This is a genomic window from Rhodococcus sp. IEGM 1351 (genome assembly GCF_030056875.1).
In the GTDB taxonomy this organism is placed as follows: domain Bacteria; phylum Actinomycetota; class Actinomycetes; order Mycobacteriales; family Mycobacteriaceae; genus Rhodococcus_F; species Rhodococcus_F opacus.
This window is the reverse complement of record NZ_JASHKU010000152.1, coordinates 1-241: the sequence shown is the minus strand read 5'-3', so window position 1 is coordinate 241 and position 241 is coordinate 1. Positions and strand designations below refer to the sequence as shown.

Genomic DNA, 241 nt, shown 5'->3' with positions numbered 1-241 from the left:
CAGCACGCAGCAACGAACCACCGAACCCCGACCGCTCCGCGACCAGCCCGTCACCGACATCGAACCCAAACCCCACCCCCACCCCCTCCCACCCGCCCCCCGGATCCCCGACCCACCCGGGCCCCGCGCCGGCGCAGCCAGCCCCCCCCGCGCCCGCCCCACCCCGCTCGCCCCGCCTCCCCGGCGCCCGGCCTGGGGCGCCACCCGCGGGCACGCCGCGGGGCTGGCCGTCCTCCTCTGC

Annotated in this window: 1 pseudogene; it reads left to right on the top strand. The window is 81.3% G+C overall.

From position 1 onward, the window contains the following. Positions 1-241, top strand: a pseudogene (locus QM806_RS41140) (hypothetical protein); the annotation flags it as partial.